Origin of the sequence: Microcystis sp. 0824 (assembly GCF_003112475.1) — a bacterium.
Lineage (GTDB): Bacteria > Cyanobacteriota > Cyanobacteriia > Cyanobacteriales > Microcystaceae > Microcystis > Microcystis aeruginosa_C.
This window is the reverse complement of sequence record NZ_BDSM01000047.1, coordinates 20,818-40,373: the sequence shown is the minus strand read 5'-3', so window position 1 is coordinate 40,373 and position 19,556 is coordinate 20,818. Positions and strand designations below refer to the sequence as shown.

21 protein-coding genes and 1 pseudogene are annotated in these 19,556 nt (G+C 42.4%); 13 read left to right on the top strand and 9 right to left on the bottom strand.

The window, feature by feature from the left end; translation table 11 throughout:
- Positions 1-198 precede the first annotated feature (198 nt).
- The 3 genes from N0824_RS21420 to N0824_RS15610 all read left to right on the top strand — a co-directional run bounded on the left by N0824_RS21420 (position 199) and on the right by N0824_RS15610 (position 1,234).
- Complete coding sequence (locus tag N0824_RS21420) at positions 199-633, top strand: PEP-CTERM sorting domain-containing protein (RefSeq protein WP_233256458.1); 435 nt, start codon at positions 199-201, stop codon at positions 631-633.
- 167 nt (positions 634-800) lie between these two features.
- Positions 801-1,013 carry a type II toxin-antitoxin system HicB family antitoxin gene (locus N0824_RS15615; RefSeq protein WP_008199545.1) on the top strand — a complete coding sequence of 71 codons (213 nt, stop codon included), beginning with the start codon at positions 801-803 and terminating at the stop codon, positions 1,011-1,013.
- Positions 1,010-1,234 (top strand): type II toxin-antitoxin system HicA family toxin, encoded by a 225-nt coding sequence (locus N0824_RS15610; protein ID WP_108937414.1) that lies wholly within the window; start codon positions 1,010-1,012, stop codon positions 1,232-1,234. Before N0824_RS15615 ends, N0824_RS15610 begins: the two co-directional genes overlap by 4 nt.
- Before the next feature lie 193 nt (positions 1,235-1,427).
- Here the strand turns inward: N0824_RS15610 and N0824_RS15600 are convergent, their stop codons facing one another.
- The 5 genes from N0824_RS15600 to crtE form a co-directional block, all read right to left on the bottom strand.
- On the bottom strand, positions 1,428-2,864 hold the full coding sequence (locus tag N0824_RS15600; RefSeq protein ID WP_108937412.1) for a folate/biopterin family MFS transporter: 1,437 nt from the start codon (positions 2,862-2,864) through the stop codon (positions 1,428-1,430).
- Positions 2,865-3,412: 548 nt separating this feature from the next.
- Positions 3,413-4,054 carry a DUF3226 domain-containing protein gene (locus N0824_RS15590; protein WP_108937411.1) on the bottom strand — a complete coding sequence of 214 codons (642 nt, stop codon included), beginning with the start codon at positions 4,052-4,054 and terminating at the stop codon, positions 3,413-3,415.
- Positions 4,055-4,056: 2 nt separating this feature from the next.
- Positions 4,057-5,166, bottom strand: coding sequence for an ATP/GTP-binding protein (locus tag N0824_RS15585; protein WP_108937410.1), 1,110 nt, complete (start codon positions 5,164-5,166; stop codon positions 4,057-4,059).
- A gap of 64 nt (positions 5,167-5,230) precedes the next feature.
- Positions 5,231-5,683: a divergent PAP2 family protein gene (locus tag N0824_RS15580; protein WP_108937409.1), complete on the bottom strand. Its 453-nt coding sequence runs from the start codon at positions 5,681-5,683 to the stop codon at positions 5,231-5,233.
- Positions 5,684-5,700: 17 nt separating this feature from the next.
- Positions 5,701-6,630, bottom strand: coding sequence for a geranylgeranyl diphosphate synthase CrtE (gene crtE / locus N0824_RS15575; protein WP_108937408.1), 930 nt, complete (start codon positions 6,628-6,630; stop codon positions 5,701-5,703).
- Positions 6,631-7,070: 440 nt separating this feature from the next.
- Here crtE and N0824_RS15570 point away from each other — a divergent pair, with 440 nt between their 5' ends.
- The 4 genes from N0824_RS15570 (at position 7,071) to N0824_RS15555 (ending at position 10,307) form a co-directional block, all read left to right on the top strand.
- Positions 7,071-8,468: a serine/threonine-protein kinase gene (locus N0824_RS15570; RefSeq protein WP_108937407.1), complete on the top strand. Its 1,398-nt coding sequence runs from the start codon at positions 7,071-7,073 to the stop codon at positions 8,466-8,468.
- A 456-nt stretch (positions 8,469-8,924) separates the two neighbouring features.
- Positions 8,925-9,500, top strand: coding sequence for a peptide deformylase (def, locus tag N0824_RS15565; protein WP_002748816.1), 576 nt, complete (start codon positions 8,925-8,927; stop codon positions 9,498-9,500).
- A gap of 31 nt (positions 9,501-9,531) precedes the next feature.
- Positions 9,532-9,729, top strand: a complete 198-nt coding sequence (locus N0824_RS15560; RefSeq protein WP_061431284.1) for a hypothetical protein — start codon at positions 9,532-9,534, stop codon at positions 9,727-9,729.
- Positions 9,730-9,989: 260 nt separating this feature from the next.
- Positions 9,990-10,307: a 2Fe-2S iron-sulfur cluster-binding protein gene (locus N0824_RS15555; RefSeq protein ID WP_002768334.1), complete on the top strand. Its 318-nt coding sequence runs from the start codon at positions 9,990-9,992 to the stop codon at positions 10,305-10,307.
- An 81-nt stretch (positions 10,308-10,388) separates the two neighbouring features.
- Here N0824_RS15555 and N0824_RS15550 read toward each other — a convergent pair whose 3' ends face one another.
- The gene (locus N0824_RS15550) at positions 10,389-12,011 is read right to left on the bottom strand and encodes a CTP synthase (RefSeq protein WP_108937406.1); all 1,623 of its coding nucleotides are present in this window, start codon (positions 12,009-12,011) and stop codon (positions 10,389-10,391) included.
- Positions 12,012-12,242: 231 nt separating this feature from the next.
- Here N0824_RS15550 and N0824_RS15545 point away from each other — a divergent pair, with 231 nt between their 5' ends.
- Positions 12,243-12,596 (top strand): hypothetical protein, encoded by a 354-nt coding sequence (locus N0824_RS15545; protein WP_108937405.1) that lies wholly within the window; start codon positions 12,243-12,245, stop codon positions 12,594-12,596.
- 230 nt (positions 12,597-12,826) lie between these two features.
- The gene (locus N0824_RS15540; protein ID WP_108937404.1) at positions 12,827-14,185 is read left to right on the top strand and encodes a serine/threonine-protein kinase; all 1,359 of its coding nucleotides are present in this window, start codon (positions 12,827-12,829) and stop codon (positions 14,183-14,185) included.
- On the opposite strand, the gene N0824_RS15535 is transcribed toward N0824_RS15540, so the two are convergent.
- The 3 genes and pseudogenes from N0824_RS15535 to N0824_RS15525 all read right to left on the bottom strand — a co-directional run bounded on the left by N0824_RS15535 (position 14,177) and on the right by N0824_RS15525 (position 17,032).
- Positions 14,177-15,616, bottom strand: coding sequence for an aminotransferase class I/II-fold pyridoxal phosphate-dependent enzyme (locus tag N0824_RS15535; protein ID WP_108937403.1), 1,440 nt, complete (start codon positions 15,614-15,616; stop codon positions 14,177-14,179). The genes N0824_RS15540 and N0824_RS15535 overlap by 9 nt on opposite strands.
- 704 nt (positions 15,617-16,320) lie before the next feature.
- Positions 16,321-16,436, bottom strand: a pseudogene (locus N0824_RS21415) (RNA-guided endonuclease TnpB family protein); the annotation flags it as partial.
- Positions 16,437-16,450: 14 nt separating this feature from the next.
- Positions 16,451-17,032 carry a hypothetical protein gene (locus N0824_RS15525; RefSeq protein ID WP_108937402.1) on the bottom strand — a complete coding sequence of 194 codons (582 nt, stop codon included), beginning with the start codon at positions 17,030-17,032 and terminating at the stop codon, positions 16,451-16,453.
- A 203-nt stretch (positions 17,033-17,235) separates the two neighbouring features.
- Here N0824_RS15525 and pyrH point away from each other — a divergent pair, with 203 nt between their 5' ends.
- The 4 genes from pyrH (at position 17,236) to N0824_RS15505 (ending at position 19,466) form a co-directional block, all read left to right on the top strand.
- Positions 17,236-17,958 carry a UMP kinase gene (pyrH, locus tag N0824_RS15520; RefSeq protein WP_002762234.1) on the top strand — a complete coding sequence of 241 codons (723 nt, stop codon included), beginning with the start codon at positions 17,236-17,238 and terminating at the stop codon, positions 17,956-17,958.
- 13 nt (positions 17,959-17,971) lie between these two features.
- A complete protein-coding gene (frr, locus tag N0824_RS15515; RefSeq protein WP_373456623.1) occupies positions 17,972-18,493 on the top strand; it encodes a ribosome recycling factor in 522 nt (173 codons plus the stop codon).
- A 347-nt stretch (positions 18,494-18,840) separates the two neighbouring features.
- Entirely contained in the window at positions 18,841-19,131 is a 291-nt protein-coding gene (locus N0824_RS15510; RefSeq protein WP_108937455.1) for a nucleotidyltransferase family protein, read from the top strand.
- The gene (locus N0824_RS15505) at positions 19,128-19,466 is read left to right on the top strand and encodes a DUF86 domain-containing protein (protein ID WP_108937400.1); all 339 of its coding nucleotides are present in this window, start codon (positions 19,128-19,130) and stop codon (positions 19,464-19,466) included. The genes N0824_RS15510 and N0824_RS15505 overlap by 4 nt, the downstream gene beginning before the upstream one ends.
- Positions 19,467-19,556: the final 90 nt, after the last annotated feature.

Here is a 19,556-nt window from a genome sequence, read left to right as displayed (position 1 = left end):
GGGGGGGGGTAAAATGCTGGTGGAATTTGCCCAAAATTGCCCATGAATTTTACAACTAACTTCAAATCTCTCTCTCTGGCTGGTGTTGTCTTCGCTGGCACAGTTAGCGCGATCGCTGTACTGACTGTCCTCCCCGCCAGCGCCGCTTCCTTCAACTTCTTCCAAGGTGGCTACTCCGAAGGTGCTACCATCACCGGGATGTTTACCGGCGAAGATTTAAATAATGATGGTTTTATTCACTCCTTGGATGGTGAAGTCACCGACTATATGATGTCATTCTCTGGCAACTCCCTCGTCCCCGCCTTCTCCCACGGGCTGCCTGACTTCTTCGGGTTAGTTTATGTACTGGGCAGCGATATCGGCAACGTTTTTGATTCTGACGGGATAGCTTCCAGCAATGGCACAACTTTCTACGGCGCGTCAGGTGGAACTGAGCTCTATCCCGTCAATCCCAGTCCGCAATTTCCTGGCGGCAGAGTCGGGACATTCGCCGGTGCGCTCGATACTACCACTGAATTCGTCACTGTCAACACCGTTCCTGAACCGAGTACTGTATTAGGTTTAGGATTGTTAGGCTTGGGTGCATTGGTTAAACGCCAGTTAAAGCCAAAGCAAGGCAGTGACAAAGCTTAATTAGTTCCCCAATCCGTGTCATAGAAAAGGGGTTTCTTTGAGAAGAAAACGGGTTTCTTTGAGAAACCCGTTTTCTGGAATAAGAGGCGATCGCTAGGAGTTGCTAACTCGCGCTAGACTGGATTCAAATAATTAACTTCCAATCAATTCAAAGCAAGGACAAACCCATGAAATATCGCGTCTTAATTGAGCAAGATGAAGATGGCATTTATGTGGCTGAAGTTCCCTCTCTACCCGGCTGTATTTCTCAAGGCAATACCCGGTTCGAGTTACTCGCCAACATTCAGGAAGCAATTGCTTTATATCTAGAAAGCCTAGAAGCGCACAATGAACCGATTCCACCACCAATTTCTGAGGAACTGGTAGAGGTTAAATTATGAGTGAACTCCCTCCTATCGCTGGTCGCCAAGTCGTTAAAGCACTAGGCAAGATTGGCTACGAATTAGATCGGCAGCGAGGAAGTCATATCATACTCAGACAAAAATCCTATCCCTATCGACGCATCACCATCCCTGACCATCGAGAAGTGGCTAAGGGAGCACTGAGATCTATCATTCGTCAAGCGGGATTGACAGTGGCAGAGTTTAAAACTCTCCTTTAGCTTGAGTCACCAGAGTCGAAACAACCGCTCATAAATCGCCAATTCAAAAATAGACTATTAAACAATGTAAACGCTATATGAGTCAAGCTGCTGCTGCAATCAATACTAAACTAATTGATTCCCTTGCTCAAATTATCCTTTCTTTAACTGACTTAGAAAACGGGTTTCTCAAAGAAACCCGTTTTCTGGACTGTCAATCTCTTGTCTCGATTAATTCGGGGACAAGTTCAGGAATAAAACCGGGTTCAGCTAAAGAACCAGTAACATGATGTTCAAAGACTTCTGCGGGGGGAAAAGTTTTCTTGACTTCCTGAGATTGCGGATCCGTAGAAGGTAGCCATTTAATTAGGGGTAAAGGTAGCAGAGTAGAGAGATTAGTAATCACCACCAATAACCAAAGGTTATCAAAATTAGTTTCGGTGACTCCCAACCAATGGGTTAATAAAGCGCCGATTTCTTGGGAAACTAATCCTGACATATTCCAGATAGACATTAATAAAGCGAATAGAGATGCTTCAATGCCCACGGGACAAAGACGGGCCGATAAAATTAAGACGGGTAAAAAGGCAATTTGTCCCATGACGGTGAGGATGAGACTATCCCCCAAACTAAACCAATGATCGTCAATACCGAGCGCTCGATTAGTATGGGTAACTAAGAGTAGGGTAGTCATCCCTAAAAGCGCAGAAATCACCGTACTCCAACCCAAAATTAGACGGAAGGAAATCGCTTTTAAAAACCGTTGATATACCCAGATGCCCAGGATCGAGGCTAAACTGGTGACTAGGCGCACTCGTCCTAAAAATTCCGGTTCAAATCCTAACTCGTTGGTGGTGAAGTAAAAAAAGGCAGAATCGGCGCTAGGAGTAGCCTGCCAGAGAAAAATAAAGGCAGTGGGTAATAAAATTGATTTTTGTCTAATTGCTGACCATAATTGCCCTATTTGCTCCTTGACTTTGGGCGTGGATTGTGCGTCATCATTATTCTTGACTTTTTCCTCTGTGATTAAAAACGCCATGGCTGAGGCAATCAGGGGAAAAATAGCCGTGAGAGCGAAGACAGGACGAGTACCGAGGTGTGCGAGTAACCACCCCCCCAGATAAGCCGTAATTAAGCCGCCTAGCGCCGATATTCCCCAAGTTAAGGACTGTAGAGAGCCGGATTGAGTGAAGGACTCTCTGCGGGCCCTTTCTACTACCAAAGAATCGACGATGACATCACTAATGGTGACAGAAAGGGAACCAAGCAGGATCGCCGCCGTCGCTTGCCAAGCATTTTCCACCACAGTGGCTAGGGCTAACCAAGCTAAAACCCCGAGAATTCCCGATAAAATTAGGTAAGGCCGACGACGATAGCCAAAAATAGGCAAACCATCCGAAAGAAAGCCAAAAGCTGGTTTAATCACCCAAGGAATCGCCGCCACTCCGATTAATGCCCCCATCTGGGAGGGACTCAAGGCCAAATCGTCTTTTAAAAAGAAGCTAACCGCTAATCGGGAGAGTCCGAGAATGCCCTGGACGAAATAAACCCCTAAAATGCCAATTAATTCGGGATTAGGGTCATTTCCGAACAAGATACTCTCTTTAAGGAATTTTTTCCCGCGATCGATGCCAAGGCGATTAATAAGCATGAAGTTTCATAAATATTTGTTACTGTCTCTATGATAATGATTGATCGCTCGATCGGTGCGTTAGCTGTTAGGGTTTAACTGTTGAGCTTTAGGTTTTGGCGGTTGGGTATTGGGTTTTAGGGTTTTAGTTGAATTTCCCTGCTCCGGCGCTCCCCACTTCCCTATTCCCAATCGGCATAACAGGCTCATTGTCATTTTATCGGGAAATTTTCTGGCGATCGCTCTGTTAATAGACAGAAAGATTTTTTTTTAAATGTGTATTTGGTGTGATATGCGGAAAGTTTCCGTATAATATGGTCAGGCGTGCAACTAAAAAAGGGGTTTCAAACTAACGTGGGAATATTGGAGACAGTTATAGCGGGCATTATCGTTGCAGCAATTTTGAGTATTACAAAGTTTGTCGTCAAGTCAAATGGTATTTCTCAATTGCCATCTCAAATAGTCTCTAATTCCTTATTAGTAGATAATCAAGATGAACTATATAGAAAATTAATAAAGCACAGAGAAATATTATGAGGCTGTCATTCCCATCTGGAGCCATAGTTCTCTCAAATCTCGTATAACTCCTGTAACCATCTCAAAAAATTTGCTGATTGGGGATGGGATTGATTAAGTATTTTTTGTTTTACGGCATCGTGAAGTTGTTTCCCCGGCGGATCTTGCCAAGCTAAATAGGTATGAATATTAGCCTTATCTAGATGATAATCCCTATAGGTTGCCCCTTGTTGTTTTGCCTCTATCACCTTGTTTTGTGTATATTGCCAAAGATTATTATCGGGAACTAAATAGGCTAAAAAAGTCTCTAACATCCCTCTAGATTGATTGTCAGGCATCATCCACACACCGAATTTTATACCCGATTCTAGAGTTATAATTAATCCCTCTGCTGGTAAATTTTGAGGGAAGTTAGGTATATTTGGTAAACAGGCATTATATAAACTTTTCCAACGATTATCAGGTTCTTGGTCTGCATCCATAATAATTCCTAAATGAGTTAGTCCGTTAGGAGTTTTTAGTTGTGCAGAGATGTATTTAGGTTTTAGTAAATTTTCAACACCATCACAATTTATGATATTCAGTGGCTCTTCCCCTCTATTCCAAGTAACTCCATTTGCTGCCATTAACTGGGGAATAACTCTCAATTCCTCTGCACCTTCCACTAATAACTTTTTTGTCTCTATTTTAGGCATTGTTACCGCACCTCAAGATTACTTGTAGCGGCAATAACAATTTCTTCTGGATCAAAGATTACAGATTGACTTTTTTCCTTATCTATCCTTTGAATAGTAATCTCGTTATCGGTAATTTTTTCTTCGGTAATTAATTCAGCTAAACTTTGCCAACAATCCCGGCTGTGAGTGGTGGCGAATACCTGAATATTGAGTTTTTTAGCGGTTTCCCAGACTACTTTCCACATATCAGTCATGACAGTAAAGTGCAATCCGCTATCGATTTCATCAACTAATAAAATTCCATTTTCAAGGTTAACCATCGCTAAAATTAATCCCAACATCCGCCAAAATCCATCGCCTAAACTGCCAATCGGAACTGGTTCTTCTGTTCCTTTAAGTTTAACCATAAATCCCCCACGTCCTCCCGATGTACTACTAAATACTGGAGGTTGAAATTCTTCGGTAGTCGCAATTTTTTCTATTTTAGGTTCAATGATTTTTAAAGCTTCGATAACTAGGTTATCCGTAGAGTTAAGCAGACTTTGACTGAAAAAATATCTGTTTGTATTAACTGCTATAGATTGAGGAGGAATCCAAAATAATTCTAGTTTTTTAAAATCGTGAGACGGTTTGTTATCGGTTAAATTTATCTGTAAAATTTCTTCTTCAGGTGATAAAGAATAGACTTTTTCCTGATGATTAAATTCAACTACCAAGCAAAAACTACCTAGGAATTGCAAATTATTTTTATTGACTTTAGAGAGTAATTCTTTAGATGTAGATTGAATACTTAAAATCACCTGATTGGCTGGTTTATCTGGCTCATAAATAACTATTTTTTGATTATCCTTTAGTAAGTATTTATAGAATAAATTTTTTATCTGATAAGATTGCCAGGGATTACCGGGAAAATTAGCCGCATCTATTTCTCTATGAGAATACTCGCCCCGATGATTAAGAATTTTTTGTATTTTTCCTATATCAAATTTAGAAACATAAATAAGAATCGCTTCTAAAATAGAAGTTTTACCGCTATTATTTTTACCTACTAAGAGATTAATTCGACCAAGATTGGCCATCTCAAAATTTTGAAAACCGCGAAAGCCTTCAATTTTTAGGGATTCTAACATGAGTGATTACCCCAGATTTTCCGTTATTAAATCTAGTTTATCTCAACCCCAGAAAACACCTCAATTAACGACAGAGCAGCACCATGGCGATACCGATACCTAAACTTAAACCGACCAGCACTTGAAAAGGAGTATGACCAATTAATTCCTTTAAACGTTCCTCGTTAAATTCCTTGCCCTCCTGGAACATTTCATCGATAATCTGATTGAGAATCCGGGCCTGTTTTCCTGCTGCCTGACGCACTCCAGCCGCATCATACATAACAATAACCGCAAAAAGCGCGGCGATTGCAAATTCGGGACTAGACCAACCCACCTGTAATCCTACCCCAGTAGCCAAGGCTCCCACCAGCGCCGAGTGAGCGCTAGGCATTCCTCCCGACGAGACTAAATAGCGCAGACTCACCTTACCATCGCGGATTAACTCAATCAGCGCTTTTAGTCCCTGGGCAGTGAAACAAGCTAAAAGAGAGATTAGCAGTATTTGATTGTGTAACACCTGCTGGAAGTCCTGCATCATCTCACTCGTTTAATTTAATTTTTACGATTAACAATATACTCGGCGATGGCCCTTAAAGGTTCAGCGGCCTCATCGTAGCTACTCAATTCACCGATGGCACTATCTATTAACTGTTGAGCTTGCTGGCGGGATCCTTCTATCCCCCAGAGACTAGGATAGGTGGCTTTTTGTGCCTGTAGATCCTTACCGGCGGTTTTGCCTAATTCCTCCTTTGTCGCCGTGATATCGAGAACATCATCGATAATTTGGAAAGCCAAGCCAATATTTTGAGCGTAACGGGCTAATTTAGCTATATCTTCCCCTTTTGCCCCCGCTAAAACTGCCCCCGACACCACAGAAGTCTCCAACAGGGCCCCGGTTTTCTGAGTATGGATAAAACCGAGAGTTTCCGCCGAAATATCGGGTTTTCCTTCGGATTCCAAGTCTAAAACCTGACCCCCTACCAAACCCGCTGCCCCGACCGTGCGACCTAAACGGGCAATTACATCTAAAATCTGTAGGGGAGGTACATTACGAGTCTGGGTAACCACATACTCGAAAGCGTAGGCCAGGAGACCATCCCCGGCTAAAATAGCGATATCTTCCCCAAAAACCTTATGGTTGGTTAATTTCCCGCGTCGGTAATCATCGTTATCCATGGCGGGTAAATCGTCATGAATTAATGACATAGTGTGAATCATTTCTAGGGCGCAAGCGGTGGGTAAAGCCATCTCTAGGGAACCCCCCATCAGTTCACAGGTAGCCAGACATAAAATCGGTCGCAGACGTTTGCCCCCAGCAAGGAGAGAATAGCGCATCGCCTCGTAGATTTTGGCAGGATTGCCGATAACTAAAGAGCTATCTAAAGCTGACTCGACAATCAACCGCTTTTCCTCCAGATAGGAAGCCAGAGAAAAGTTCTCGTTTTTCCTCACTTCTACTCCTCGTTCGCCCCTAGTAACCATGTCTTTTTGTCTTGAACCGACTGCTTTTAAAACTATATCAGGAAACTCCACCTCGATGGGAATTAAACTAACCGCTCCCTTACCCCTTCAGACTGCATGGCAGCGCCGCAGTTGACAGCCAGATCATTTATACTAATATTTTCTAGACGGAGAAAGGTCAATTGGCTCTCTTATTTCTTTGTGTGATCAGTTTAACTTATAGAGGAGCGCTCAATCTTTGTGTTCTTTGTGTCTTTGTGGTTCGTTCCAGTCGCTCGCCAGCAGCAATGTATCTTAGAATACATTTTACCCACCAAACCCAAAAGAGCCGTCAATTTTCTTTTCTGATGCCTATTTTCTCTTTTAACCTGAAAAAATACCTCCCTCAGCCCAGTGCAGGGATTGCGGTTGAGAAATTTCTCGATTAGTCTAGAACTAGGGTTATCCTAGGAATATATTGTATGCTGCCAGGGCAAATTTTAGGCGATCGATACCAAATTCAAAGTCAGTTAGGTAAACAAACTGGAAGACGCACGTTTCTCGCCCAAGATCTAAAAACGGGCGCTACTGTTGTTGTCAAATTATTAATCTTCAGTCCCGATTTTGAATGGACAGATTTAAAACTTTTTGAACGGGAAGCTGAAACTCTTAAACATCTAGATTGTCGCTCGATTCCCGAATATATCGACTATTTTGAAGTTCGCACCGATACCTATCAAGGTTTTGCCCTTGTTCAGAGTTATATCGAGGCGAAATCTCTCAAGGAACAGATAGAAAATGGTCGCAAATTTAGTGAAGCAGACCTGCAAGAATTAGCTAAATCTATCCTAGGTATTTTAATTTATCTCCATGGACTTAACCCGCCAATTATCCATCGAGATTTGAAACCTAGTAATATTTTACTAAAAGATCGATCGGGTCATAGTATCGGTAATGTTTATTTAATTGATTTTGGTTCTGTCCAGACTGTTGCTCAACAGGAACAGGCCACTTTAACTATTGTCGGAACCTACGGTTATATGCCACCGGAACAATTTGGTGGTCGCACCGTTGCCGCTTCTGATTTATACAGTTTAGGAGCCACTTTAATCTATCTAGCTACAGGCATTCATCCCGCCGATTTACCCCAAAAAGATGGCAAAATTCAATTAAATAATTTAGCCAATTTAAGGCCTGCTTTTGTTCATTGGTTAGGGCAGTTAATCGAACCTAGTCTCGAAAAAAGGTTTGTTTCAGCACAGGCAGCAAATCAAGCTTTAAATACTCTCCACGAAATGCAATTAACTTCCTCGAACCTTGAAAAACCCGCAGGGAGTCGGGTACAGTTGCAAAAAAATGAGGAGAAAATTAAAATATCTTTACCTCCCGAAGGTTTTACCCCTAAATTAATTTTTCTTGGAGCTTTTGCCATCGCTTGGAACGCTTTTTTATTAGTATGGACAGGAGGAGCAATTTCTATTCCTCTGTGGATGAGTTGGTTTTTTCTGCTCTTTTCTTTGCCTTTTTGGTTTGTGGGTTTAGGAATGCTTGGCGGGATTATTTATTGTCTCAAAGGGGAGGAAATTATCACTATTGATAGGCAAGAAATTGTGGCCATTCAGCGAATTTTTGGTTTGAAACTTCCGGGCAAAAAGAAAATGGCACGGGAACATATTAATAAACTGGTGAAAGCTGATAGTTATCATAGCAAAGATGGTGATGGCGATCAAGTTTATGTGCCGATGGCTTTAACTATTTGGGCGGGGACTAAAGAATATACTATTAGCAGTAAGACAAAAGAATATCTGAGTCAACCCGAAATTGAATGGTTAGCAGCGGAATTAAGCCAATGGTTAGGAATACCAATTACTAATAAGTAGCCGGTTACAATCAGCTTTTTCTCCCTTCTCCCCACTCCCCCACTGATTACTGCTTACTGATAACTGAAAAATCTCCCCACTTCCCACTTCCCACCTCCTAATTCGGCTCTCTTAGGTCTGGTGGGTAAAATGTATTCTAAGATACAGTTCTGCCAGCGAGCGACTCGAACAAACCACAAAGACACAAAAAACACAAAGATTGATCGCTCCTATATAAGTTAGACTGATCACACAAAGAATAAGACAGCCCTAATTCATAATTCATAATTCATAATTCATAATTCTTTCTCCCCCTTCTCCCCACTTCCCACTTCCCACCTCCCGATATGGACGAACTGTGTGTGATCAGTGTAAAATTTTATGAAGAGTCTGGGCTTTTTTCTCCCTTTTCCGGAGAAATGCCCCAGAGCCAGTGACTAAAATCAAAATTGTGTCATCCCATCGATAATTAAGTTTATGAGCGCCACTATTACCGTAGAAAAACGCAAATTAGAAAAACCCCCTTTAGAACTGCATTATCTCGGCGATCGAGTCCTGCGTCAACCGGCCAAGCGGATTGCTAAAGTCGATGACAGCATCCGCCAATTAGCCAGAGAAATGCTGCAAACTATGTATAGTTCCAATGGTATCGGTTTAGCGGCTCCGCAAGTGGCAGTCAATAAACAATTGATTGTCATCGATTGTGAACACGATAAACCGGAAAATCCGCCCCTAATTCTGATTAATCCCCAAATTATCGGTTATAGTCGGGAATTGTGCAAAGCGGAAGAGGGTTGTTTGAGTATTCCCGATGTGTTTTTAGATGTCATCCGTCCCCAAGCGATCGAAGTGAGTTATAAAGATGAACAGGGGAAACCGCGAAAACTGCAAGCTAACGGTTTACTAGCGCGGGTAATTCAACACGAAATGGATCATCTTAATGGTGTCATGTTCGTGGACAGAGTAGATAACGATTTGGCACTCAATGAAGAATTAAAAAAACACGGTTTTTCCGTGCAAGCGGTGAAACCGGTCGAGAAAGTGACAAAATAAAGGCATTAGTTAATTTAGGTGAGGAGTGAAGATGACCCCGAAAAGCGGCGTTTTATTGTTATTATCCTGTATTGCAGCGATCGCTGGTGTGGGTTGTGTCTTTGAAATTAGTTCGGGAGAACCGGATTTAGGCAATACCACCACTAGCTTAATTCTAGCGGCAAGTGTACCATTAACAGCCCTATTTTTTTGGGCTGCGGTTAAAGACACGAGAGCCAATTACAAATAGAATAACTTCCCCTCGGTTATGGGAAAATTGGCATAATTTTCATGAGCAGAAGAGAGAATTTACTTCTCTCTTTTGTTTGTTTTAACTACAGGACAAATTGCCAGAAAAAGTTACTTATTTTGAGTATCTTATCATCTTTTATGACAATCAATCATATCCCGACCGATGAAAACCTGATTAGGTAAAGATTTCCCCCTGTCTTCTATATCCGCAATCTAGAATGATAAAATAGGTGACGTTAAAAGCACCATTCATTAGCTATGACCACAACCTACAAAGTAGAAATTTCCCATTTAGGAACAACACAAACGATCGAAGTTAGGGAAGATCAAACTATACTACAGGCGGCCTACGATGCGGGGATTGACTTACCCAGTTCTTGCAATGCGGGCGTATGTACTACCTGCGCCGCTCAACTTTCCCAGGGTAGCGTTGAACAAGGTGAGGGCATGGGATTATCCCCCGACCTGCAAAAAGAAGGCTATGCTTTGTTATGTGTGGCCTATCCTCGCTCGGATATTAAACTGGAATCTGGCAAGGAAGAAGTAGTTTATCAACGTCAATTCGGAAAACCCTAGGCCAAACTGGGGTTAAGATGAGAAATTTTCGGGGGTTTCCCCCCAAAAAAACAGATTTTGAGCCAATAGAACCGGCAAACCCTAACTAATAAGGGAAAACTTTTGCTCTGCACTCTTGAGGGCTGCTTTCATAAAACCAGAAAAGAGAGGATGAGCTTTATTGGGACGAGAGCGAAATTCGGGGTGAAATTGGGTAGCAATAAAGAAAGGATGTTTTGGTAATTCGATAATTTCCACCAAACGACCATCGGGAGAAGTGCCACTCACCAGATAACCAGTCTCGAAAAAGAGACTACGATAGGCATTATTGAACTCGTAACGGTGACGATGGCGCTCATAGATAACCTCTTGACCGTAGAGGGAGAAAGCCAGACTATCGGGATTTAAACGGCAGGGATAGAGACCTAAGCGCATTGTTCCCCCTAAATCCACCACATCTGCCTGTTCTGGCAGTAAATTAATCACTGGATTGGGTGTATCCTCTTCAAATTCGGAACTATTGGCCCTTTCTAATCGGGCCACATTGCGACCCCATTCGATAATCGAACACTGCATCCCTAAACAGAGACCCAAGAAAGGAATATTATTGACCCTAGCATACTCGATCGCCTTAATTTTGCCATCCACACCCCTAATACCAAAACCACCGGGTACCACAATACCGTCAACACCGCTTAAATGAGCTTCGGCCGAATCGTTATCCACATCTTCGGCACTTACCCAACGCAATTCTATCTCGCTATTAAGGGCAATAGCAGCGTGTTTGAGGGCCTCCACCACCGAGAGATAAGCATCCCCCAACTGCACATACTTACCGACGATAGCTATCTCTAATTTTTGACTAGGGGATTGCATCTGTCGGATGAGATTTTCCCATTCCTCCAGATGGGGGTATCGGGGACCCAGGTTTAATAATTCTAGGGTTTGTTGCGCTAATCCCTCTTTTTCCAGATTGAGAGGAACTTCGTAGATACTGCTGGCATCCTGAGCAGTAATCACCGATTCCACCGGCACATCACAGAAAGCTGAGAGTTTTTCTTTTAACCCCGGTTGTAGGGGTAGATGACAACGACAGACTAACACATCCGGTTGAATACCGATCGATCTTAATTCCTTGACCGAGTGTTGCGTCGGTTTCGTTTTCATCTCCTTGGCGGCCGGAATCCAAGGAATTAGGGTAACGTGCATATAAACCACGTTATTTCGACCCACATCCTTCCTAAATTGCCTAATTGCTTCTAAAAAAGGCAAAGATTCTATATCTCCCACCGTACCACCAATTTCTGTGATGACAATATCGGGGTTGGTATCTTTGGCCACCCGGAGAATCCTTTCCTTGATTTCGTTGGTAATATGGGGAATTACCTGCACAGTTCCCCCCATATAAGCACCACGGCGCTCTTTATTCAATACCGCTTGATAAATCGAGCCGGTAGTCACACTATTGAGACGGGAGAGTTCCGTATCGGTAAAACGTTCGTAGTGGCCAAGGTCGAGGTCGGTTTCGGCCCCATCATCGGTGACAAATACCTCTCCGTGTTGAAAAGGACTCATCGTACCCGGATCCACGTTGATATAGGGGTCTAATTTCAGAATTGAGACGGAATAATCCCGACTTTTCAACAATCTTCCCAAACTAGCAGCGACAATTCCTTTCCCAATACTGGAGACAACTCCCCCAGTAACAAAGACAAATTTACTCATAAAATTCTTCCTGCGATCGATTATACCTAGCAAGGGGTGAGAGTTTTCGGGATGCGGCGGTGTCATTTTCCCAGATTTCATTATAACCGGATGATCTATCCCCCGATCCTTGTTTTAGCTCCCTCTCTAAAATCTATTGCACCACAGCCTTCAGTCACCTTCAACCCAATCATGTAAATTTTCCGCTACAATCGACAGTGCTAAGACTCAGGGATTTATAAACTACTATTCATGATAGATTTTAATACTCTCGCTGAATTTTCCCGCCACTATTGCGTCTCGATTTGTGCCTTTTTAGTACCCGCTAACTTAGTAACCACCCTTTTAACCGTTCTTTTTCTCTATTTTGGTCGTCCTACCCGTCAAATCTTACCCATTGCTTCCCTAGCTTTGTTGTTCGCTGTCACTATGTTTCTCCACGTCGCCACCTGGTTAATGATTGGTGTGGTTATGGCCCCCACTTTTATCCTCTTTGGACTGGGTTTAACCTGTTTTGTGATCAATCTTCAAGCCATCAGCGATCGCCAAAGCTTGGAACAGTTATTACACACTGGAGTTAGTCGTCTGGCCCGCTCTTTCAACTAAAAAAAGCACCGAGACTTCCCACCCCACCATGAAGATAACCGCCCTTATCTGGCTGAATTTTTTTCAGCCAAAGACTTGACAAACTCAAAAATTTTTGCTAACCTTGTAGTATGATGGCAATCCGTGTCCGCCTACGAACCCTCTTTTTAACTCTTTCTCAAGAATAAAAATTTTAACCCGAATTGCCGGTAGTAGCTAAACTAAGAGCAGTACCACGGGAAACGGTGATTATGGAAGTTATTTGCACGCGTCCCCACTGTCCGAGACCGCGTAATCAGTGCCTAGACCTAGACGATAGCAATCGCTTAACCTCGATCGAGCAGAAATATTGTATTACTTGCGGGATGCCATTAATTTTGGGGGGACGTTATTTACCGGAACGTCTATTGGGACAAGGAGGATTTGGGGCAGCATTTTTAGCAGTAGATCGTTATAGTCCCAAAAAAGCTAAATGTGTAATCAAACAATTTCAACCTTCCGGTAATTTAAGTCCGCAAGCTTTAGAAAAAGCGAAAAATTTATTTTTTCAAGAAGCGCAGGTTTTAGAAGATTTAGGACGAGAACATCCCCAAATCCCCGATCTCTACGCTTTTTTCCCCTTAAAAGTCAAGAATCAATTAACGGGAGAAGAAGAACAATTTTTCTATCTGGCCCAGGAATATATCGACGGTAAAAACTTAGAAGAAATTCTCCAACAGCAACAAAAACCCTTTCAAGAAAGTGAAGTTAAAAACATTCTCAAAGAATTACTTCTTATCCTCAAATTTATCCATGAAAATGGTTCCATTCACCGAGATATAAAACCATCTAACATCATGCTAGCCAAAAATGGCCGCCTCTATTTACTCGATTTTGGGGCAGTAAAACAGGCGACTAATAACCCTAGTAATACACAAGAGAAATCTACAACAATTTATTCAGCCGGATTTGCTCCTCCCGAACAACAATTAGGCAATCAGGTATCGGCATCCACAGATTTATATGCCCTAGCAGCTACCTGTGTTATCCTCTTAACTAATCGCGATCCTGATAATTTATACGATCCGCAAAAACAGGTCTGGAATTGGCAAAATTATGCCCCTAAGATCAGTGCAGATTTAGCCAGAGTATTCAATAAAATGTTACTAGCAAATCCCCGGGATAGATTTCAATCCTGTGGAGAAGTTTTAACCGCTTTAAATCCTCCTCCCCCACCTTCCCCAATTCCCCCATCTTCCCCATCTTCTCCAGTGATGAGAAAAACTTCCCGCTTTTCTCTTGGGGAAACCTTCGCTAATGCTGCCTTTACAGGATTTGAGGGGACATTATTAGTAATTGCCTTAAATAGTTTAGTCCCCTCGGTAGGAATTGTCATCGCCTTTATGATCTTAGGTGGCTTAGTTTTGGCATTATTTAAAAAAGTGATTGAAGGAAAAGATCTACCAATTATCGCAGCAATTACCCTCACCCTCCTCTTCTTTCTTTCGCGACTGCAAGGAAGCCTAAATTTTCCTGAAATTGCTATCATTGCCGTGATGGCTGCCATCGGGGCCATTGCTATTACCGCCTTTTTCCGGTTAATATATCAGATAATTTTGCGATTATTTTAAAACCCTAAAAGTTGCAAAATTATCATCACTACCGCCAGTAATCGTGCCACCGAGGTCTAAAATAGTTTGCAGATAGTCGAGGATTTCCTGAGAAATTAACTCTCCCGGCATCAAAACGGGAATACCGGGGGGATAGGGACAGATAACATCGGCACTAAGACGATCGAGGGCATTTTTCCGGGATACTATCTCTGTAGGGGCAAAAAAAGCCTTTCTAGGAGAAATAGCCGAATTTGCCGTGACTGGAGGAGGAGTGGGGGGTAAACTGGTAGAGGAAGGGGATTGAAGGCATTGAAAAGCAGTAATGAGGCGATTAATGTGTTCTTGATGGTTGCCGATGGAGATAATAAAAGTAAGTTGGCTGAAAGTCGGTAATTCTGCCGTGACAGCGTATTTTTCTCGCAAAATATCGTCTATTTCGTAACCAGTTAAGCCAAAATCTTTGACAATTACCGTTAAACGAGTGCGATCAAACCAGTGACAACCCGGGATAGAATGGGGAAAGTCTAAAACAGAGATATTAGGGATTTTATCGAGTTCTTTTCGGGCAGTAGCAGCTAAATCGAGGGTTTTGGTCAGTAAATCTAGTCCTTGCGTCGCCATTTGCTTTCTAGCACTATCAAGGGAGGCGAGAAGCAAATAACTAGGGCTAGTGGTTTGAACTAATTGTAAGGCTCGATCGACTTTTTCGGAACTAATGCGATCGCTTTTTAAGTGTAACATCGATGCTTGAGTTAAGGCCCCTAAAACCTTATGGGTGGACTGAATAGCCATATCGGCGCCGAGAGAGAGGGCAGCCGGAGGTAAATCGGGATGAAAGGCAAAATGGGACCCGTGAGCTTCATCGACGAGCAGCGGGATAGAATAATGATTGGTAATCTGGGCGATAGTTTCTAAGTCACAGCAAACCCCTTGATAGGTGGGAGAGACTACCATTACCGCTTTTGCGTCGGGATGAAGTTTCAGGGCATTTGCGAGGGATTGGGGGGTTATATTTAAATTTAGATCGATAGTGGGATTATATTCGGGATTGATAAAGATAGGTTGCGCCCCGGAGAGAATTAAGCCCGAAATTGCCGATTTATGAATATTTCTCGCCAAAATAATTTTATCTCCCTCGCCGCAAGTGGCTAAAATCGCCGCAATAATGCCACAACTGGAACCATTGACTAAAAACCAGCTTTTATCTGCCCCAAATGTCTCGGCTGCTAAAATTTGCGCTTCTTTAATCACTCCCGTCGGGGCAAACAAATTATCGAGGTCGGGTAATTCGGGTAAATCGGCTTTAAAGACGCTTTTTCCCAGTAAATTACTTAAATCTTCCCCGATTCCTTCCCCCTGCTTATGCCCTGGTGCATAAAATGGTACATCTAAACTATTGACTTTTTTTTGCAGTTGTGCTAATAAAGGAGCGGATTCTGGCGAAGGCATTTTTAGAAGGAATTATGAATTATGAATTATGAATTATGAATTATGAATTATGAATTATGAATTATGAATTATGAATTAGACCTCGACCTAATATTGTCTCAAGACCAAAAGTCTTTCTAGTCAAGGAATCTACCCTAATAAAAATTATTTTAATTGCCTCATATTTTTTCAGTGAAATTGAATTAGCAACGATAGACATACATTCCAGCCATCGAACTACTTAATTAGTATGCAGACTAAAAGCAAGCTGTGACTGGGTTATAATTTTTGGAGATGTCAATTAGACCTCGACCTAATATTGTCTCAAGACCAAAAGTCTTTCTAGTCAAGGAATCTACCCTAATAAAAATTATTTTAATTGCCTCATATTTTTTCAGTGAAATTGAATTAGCAACGATAGACATACATTCTAGCCATCGAACTACTTAATTAGTATGCAGACTAAAAGCAAGCTGTGACTGGGTTATAATTTTTGGAGATGTCTATTAGGAAGTGGGGGACGAGGAGGCCAGGAGCAGGGAGAATAAATAAAAGCTGACTCCTGACTCCCCAAAAGGAAAACTTCGTAGCTCACCATTAAGATAACTGCTCTAACATCTCTAGGGACATTTAAGGCTTTTTGGTCCCTATGTCCACAGCAACGGTCAGACTTTTAGCTTTGTTGGTTGCCATCGAAAAATTAAGCGAAAATCCCGACCATATTAAGAGGATTTCGCCGATAGCATATCTCGAAAAGAACGCCATCCTAAGTCTGATATAGCACGGGATAGCTTACGGTTTTAACCATTCCTGATGTGTTGAAATCTTCTAGAACTATCGTAGTGAAAAAGCCAATTAGGCAAGGGATTCTCCCACTTCTAAGAGGGGACAAAAGGGAAAATAGGGAGAAACCGTCCAGCGATAGAATTTTTTGCTGCTGGTGGACTGAAGATTAAAACGCAGGGAAACAAAGGGGAAAAAGGGAGATACGGAACAATTCCAACTGAAAGCCGGCTTAGAAGTGGTATTATCGCCCTGCAAAGACCAAGCAGGGTATTGAAAAACCTCCAGGACGAGGGATTTTCCTTCATCGGTAACTTGGGCGCAGCTGCGACTAATGCCCGAAACCAAACAGAGACTATTACCGACACAATTGTCATTAGAAGCCACGATCAGGAGATCTTCCCCAGTGGTGGTTAGTTCAAAAGCGATAAAATCTCCAGCTTGCCAACGACTAAGGACTTGTCCCTGGGCATTCTGGTAGATAGCGCTGCAGTTTTCGGGATCGAGAAGACGATTACTATCGGGATCTAAGTAACCGCAAACCTTGCCCATCAGAAGGGTTCCATCCTGAAACCCATACACCCAATCAAAGGTATCGATGTTAGCAGCCCTTTGATTGCTTTTGTTGACCAATAGTAATCGATCGCTGATCACGGTTAAATTCTCAATAAAACTAAGCTCCCTTTAATAACAAAGGTATCACTAAATACCAATGTCCCAAGGAAAAGATTTATTAAGTTGAACTTCTGGTCCGGCTGGGAGAGTGAACTGGTCAACTTAAATCAAGGCCAAAACCTGCTATCTTATGGGGAGACAAAAATTATCTAGATCTTGTTTTAGCGAGTGGTAGTAAGGGCATGGCGTACAAGCGGGTATTATTAAAACTGAGTGGGGAGGCCCTGATGGGCAATCTCGGCTATGGGATCGACCCGATGGTGGTTTCCGCTATCGCCCAGGAAATCTCCGAAGTGGTTGACCAAGGCATCCAATTGGCGATCGTGGTCGGTGGGGGCAATATTTTTCGCGGGGTGAAAGCCGCCTCGGCCGGGATGGATCGGGCTACGGCCGATTATATTGGTATGATAGCAACAGTCATGAACGCCATGACCTTGCAGGATGCCCTAGAACGAGCGCAAGTACCGACTAGGGTATTAACGGCGATTGCGATGCAGGAATTAGCTGAACCCTACATCCGCCGGCGGGCAATCCGTCATCTGGAAAAAGGTCGGGTGGTGGTTTTTGGTGCGGGATCGGGTAATCCTTTCTTTACCACCGATACCACGGCGGCCCTACGCGCTGCCGAAATCGATGCGGAAGTGGTGTTTAAAGCGACGAAAGTGGATGGAGTTTATGATTCCGATCCCTCTCACAATCCTAACGCGCGACGCTTTCAAAGTCTCACCTACGGTCATGTGCTGACCCATGATCTGCGGGTGATGGACGGAACTGCGATCGCTCTGTGCAAGGAAAATAATATCCCGATAGTCGTTTTCGATCTGTCGGTGACAGGTAATATTGTTCGCGCTGTCAAAGGTGAACCCGTTGGAACATTGGTAGGAGGATTCTGTGAAGTTAGCTGAAGTTCAAGACCATATGCAGAAAACCGTCGAATCAACCCAGAGAGGTTTTAATACGATTCGTACCGGCCGCGCAAATGCTTCTCTTTTAGATCGGATCATGGTGCAGTATTATGGCATGGAAACTCCCCTCAAGTCCCTGGCCACTATTAGCACTCCCGACGCAACCACGATCGCTATTCAACCCTTCGATCGTACCAGTATGGGGGCGATCGAAAAGGCGATTTCCCTTTCGGACGTGGGTTTAACCCCCAGTAATGATGGTCAGACCATTCGTTTGAATATCCCTCCCCTCACTAGCGATCGCCGCAAGGAATTGGTCAAATCGGTGGCGAAATTGGCCGAAGAGGGAAAGGTGGCGATCCGCAATATTCGTCGGGATGCGATCGATGCTATCCGTAAACAGGAGAAAAGTCACGAAATTTCTGAGGATGAATCCAGGGATTTACAGGATCAAGTGCAGAAATCCACCGATAAATTTATCGCCAAAATCGAGGATTTATTAACGACAAAAGAAAAAGATATCATGACGGTTTAAGTTTTTTTCTACTCAGGGATAGAACAGGCTTTTTGTCTGTTCTATTTAGGTTTTTATCTCTATGTAAAAGCTAGGGGGGAGTGGAAAGGTTTGGGGATGAAGTTTTTCAGTATTGCGGCATCTCAGGTTATCGAAAATTCTGGTTTAAAACCCCCTAGTTTTATGATGGGGTAGTGTGCTTTTGCTTACACTGATTTTTGATTTTTGGGAGTCATATAAGACAAGACAGTAATTCCTGGTAAAGGTCATCGAGCAAAGAATTTATAGATTAGTAAGAAAGAGTCCATTTTTCTCTAAAAATAGGAAAAACTCATCTTGCTTAAAAAAATATTCGGGAAATTATGAAAATGAAACGCTATCAACTTCTTCAAGAAAAACGAGAGAATATTATAAAAATTGCTCGAAAACATGGAGCATTTAATATTCTAATATTTGGATCAGTTGCCAGAGGAGAAGACGGTAATGACAGTGATATTGACTTTTTAGTAGAAATGGAACAAGGGCGCAACTTATTAGATAGAATTGGTTTAATTCAAGACTTAGAAGATTATTTAGGCTGTAAGGTTGATGTGGCCACTATTAACAGTTTACGAGATTGTTTTCGGGAAAGAATCATGGAAGAGGTGATTCCTTTATGAATGATGACTTAATTTATTTAGGTGATATTTTAGATAGAATTGAACGAATCGAATCTTATACACAGGAGGGAAAAGACAGATTCTATCAATCTTTATTAATTCAAGATGCTGTGATTCGCTGTTTTGAAGTCATTGGAAAAGCTGTTAAACAACTCTCTCCTGAGATTAGAAAAAAATATCCTGAAATTACTTGGCGTAAAATTGCAGGGTTTCGAGATATTTTAATCCATAGCTACACGGGAATCAATGTAGATGAAGCTTGGGGAGTTATTAAAGATAATTTACCTAAATTAAAACAACAAATTCAGCAAATTATTGCCAATGAAAATAATTAAAATCAGTTGACAACATGGAGGTAATATCTAAGCGATTAGGCATTTTTTGGGTCAAGCATCAAACCCATTCAGCCACTATCCTTAAAAAGA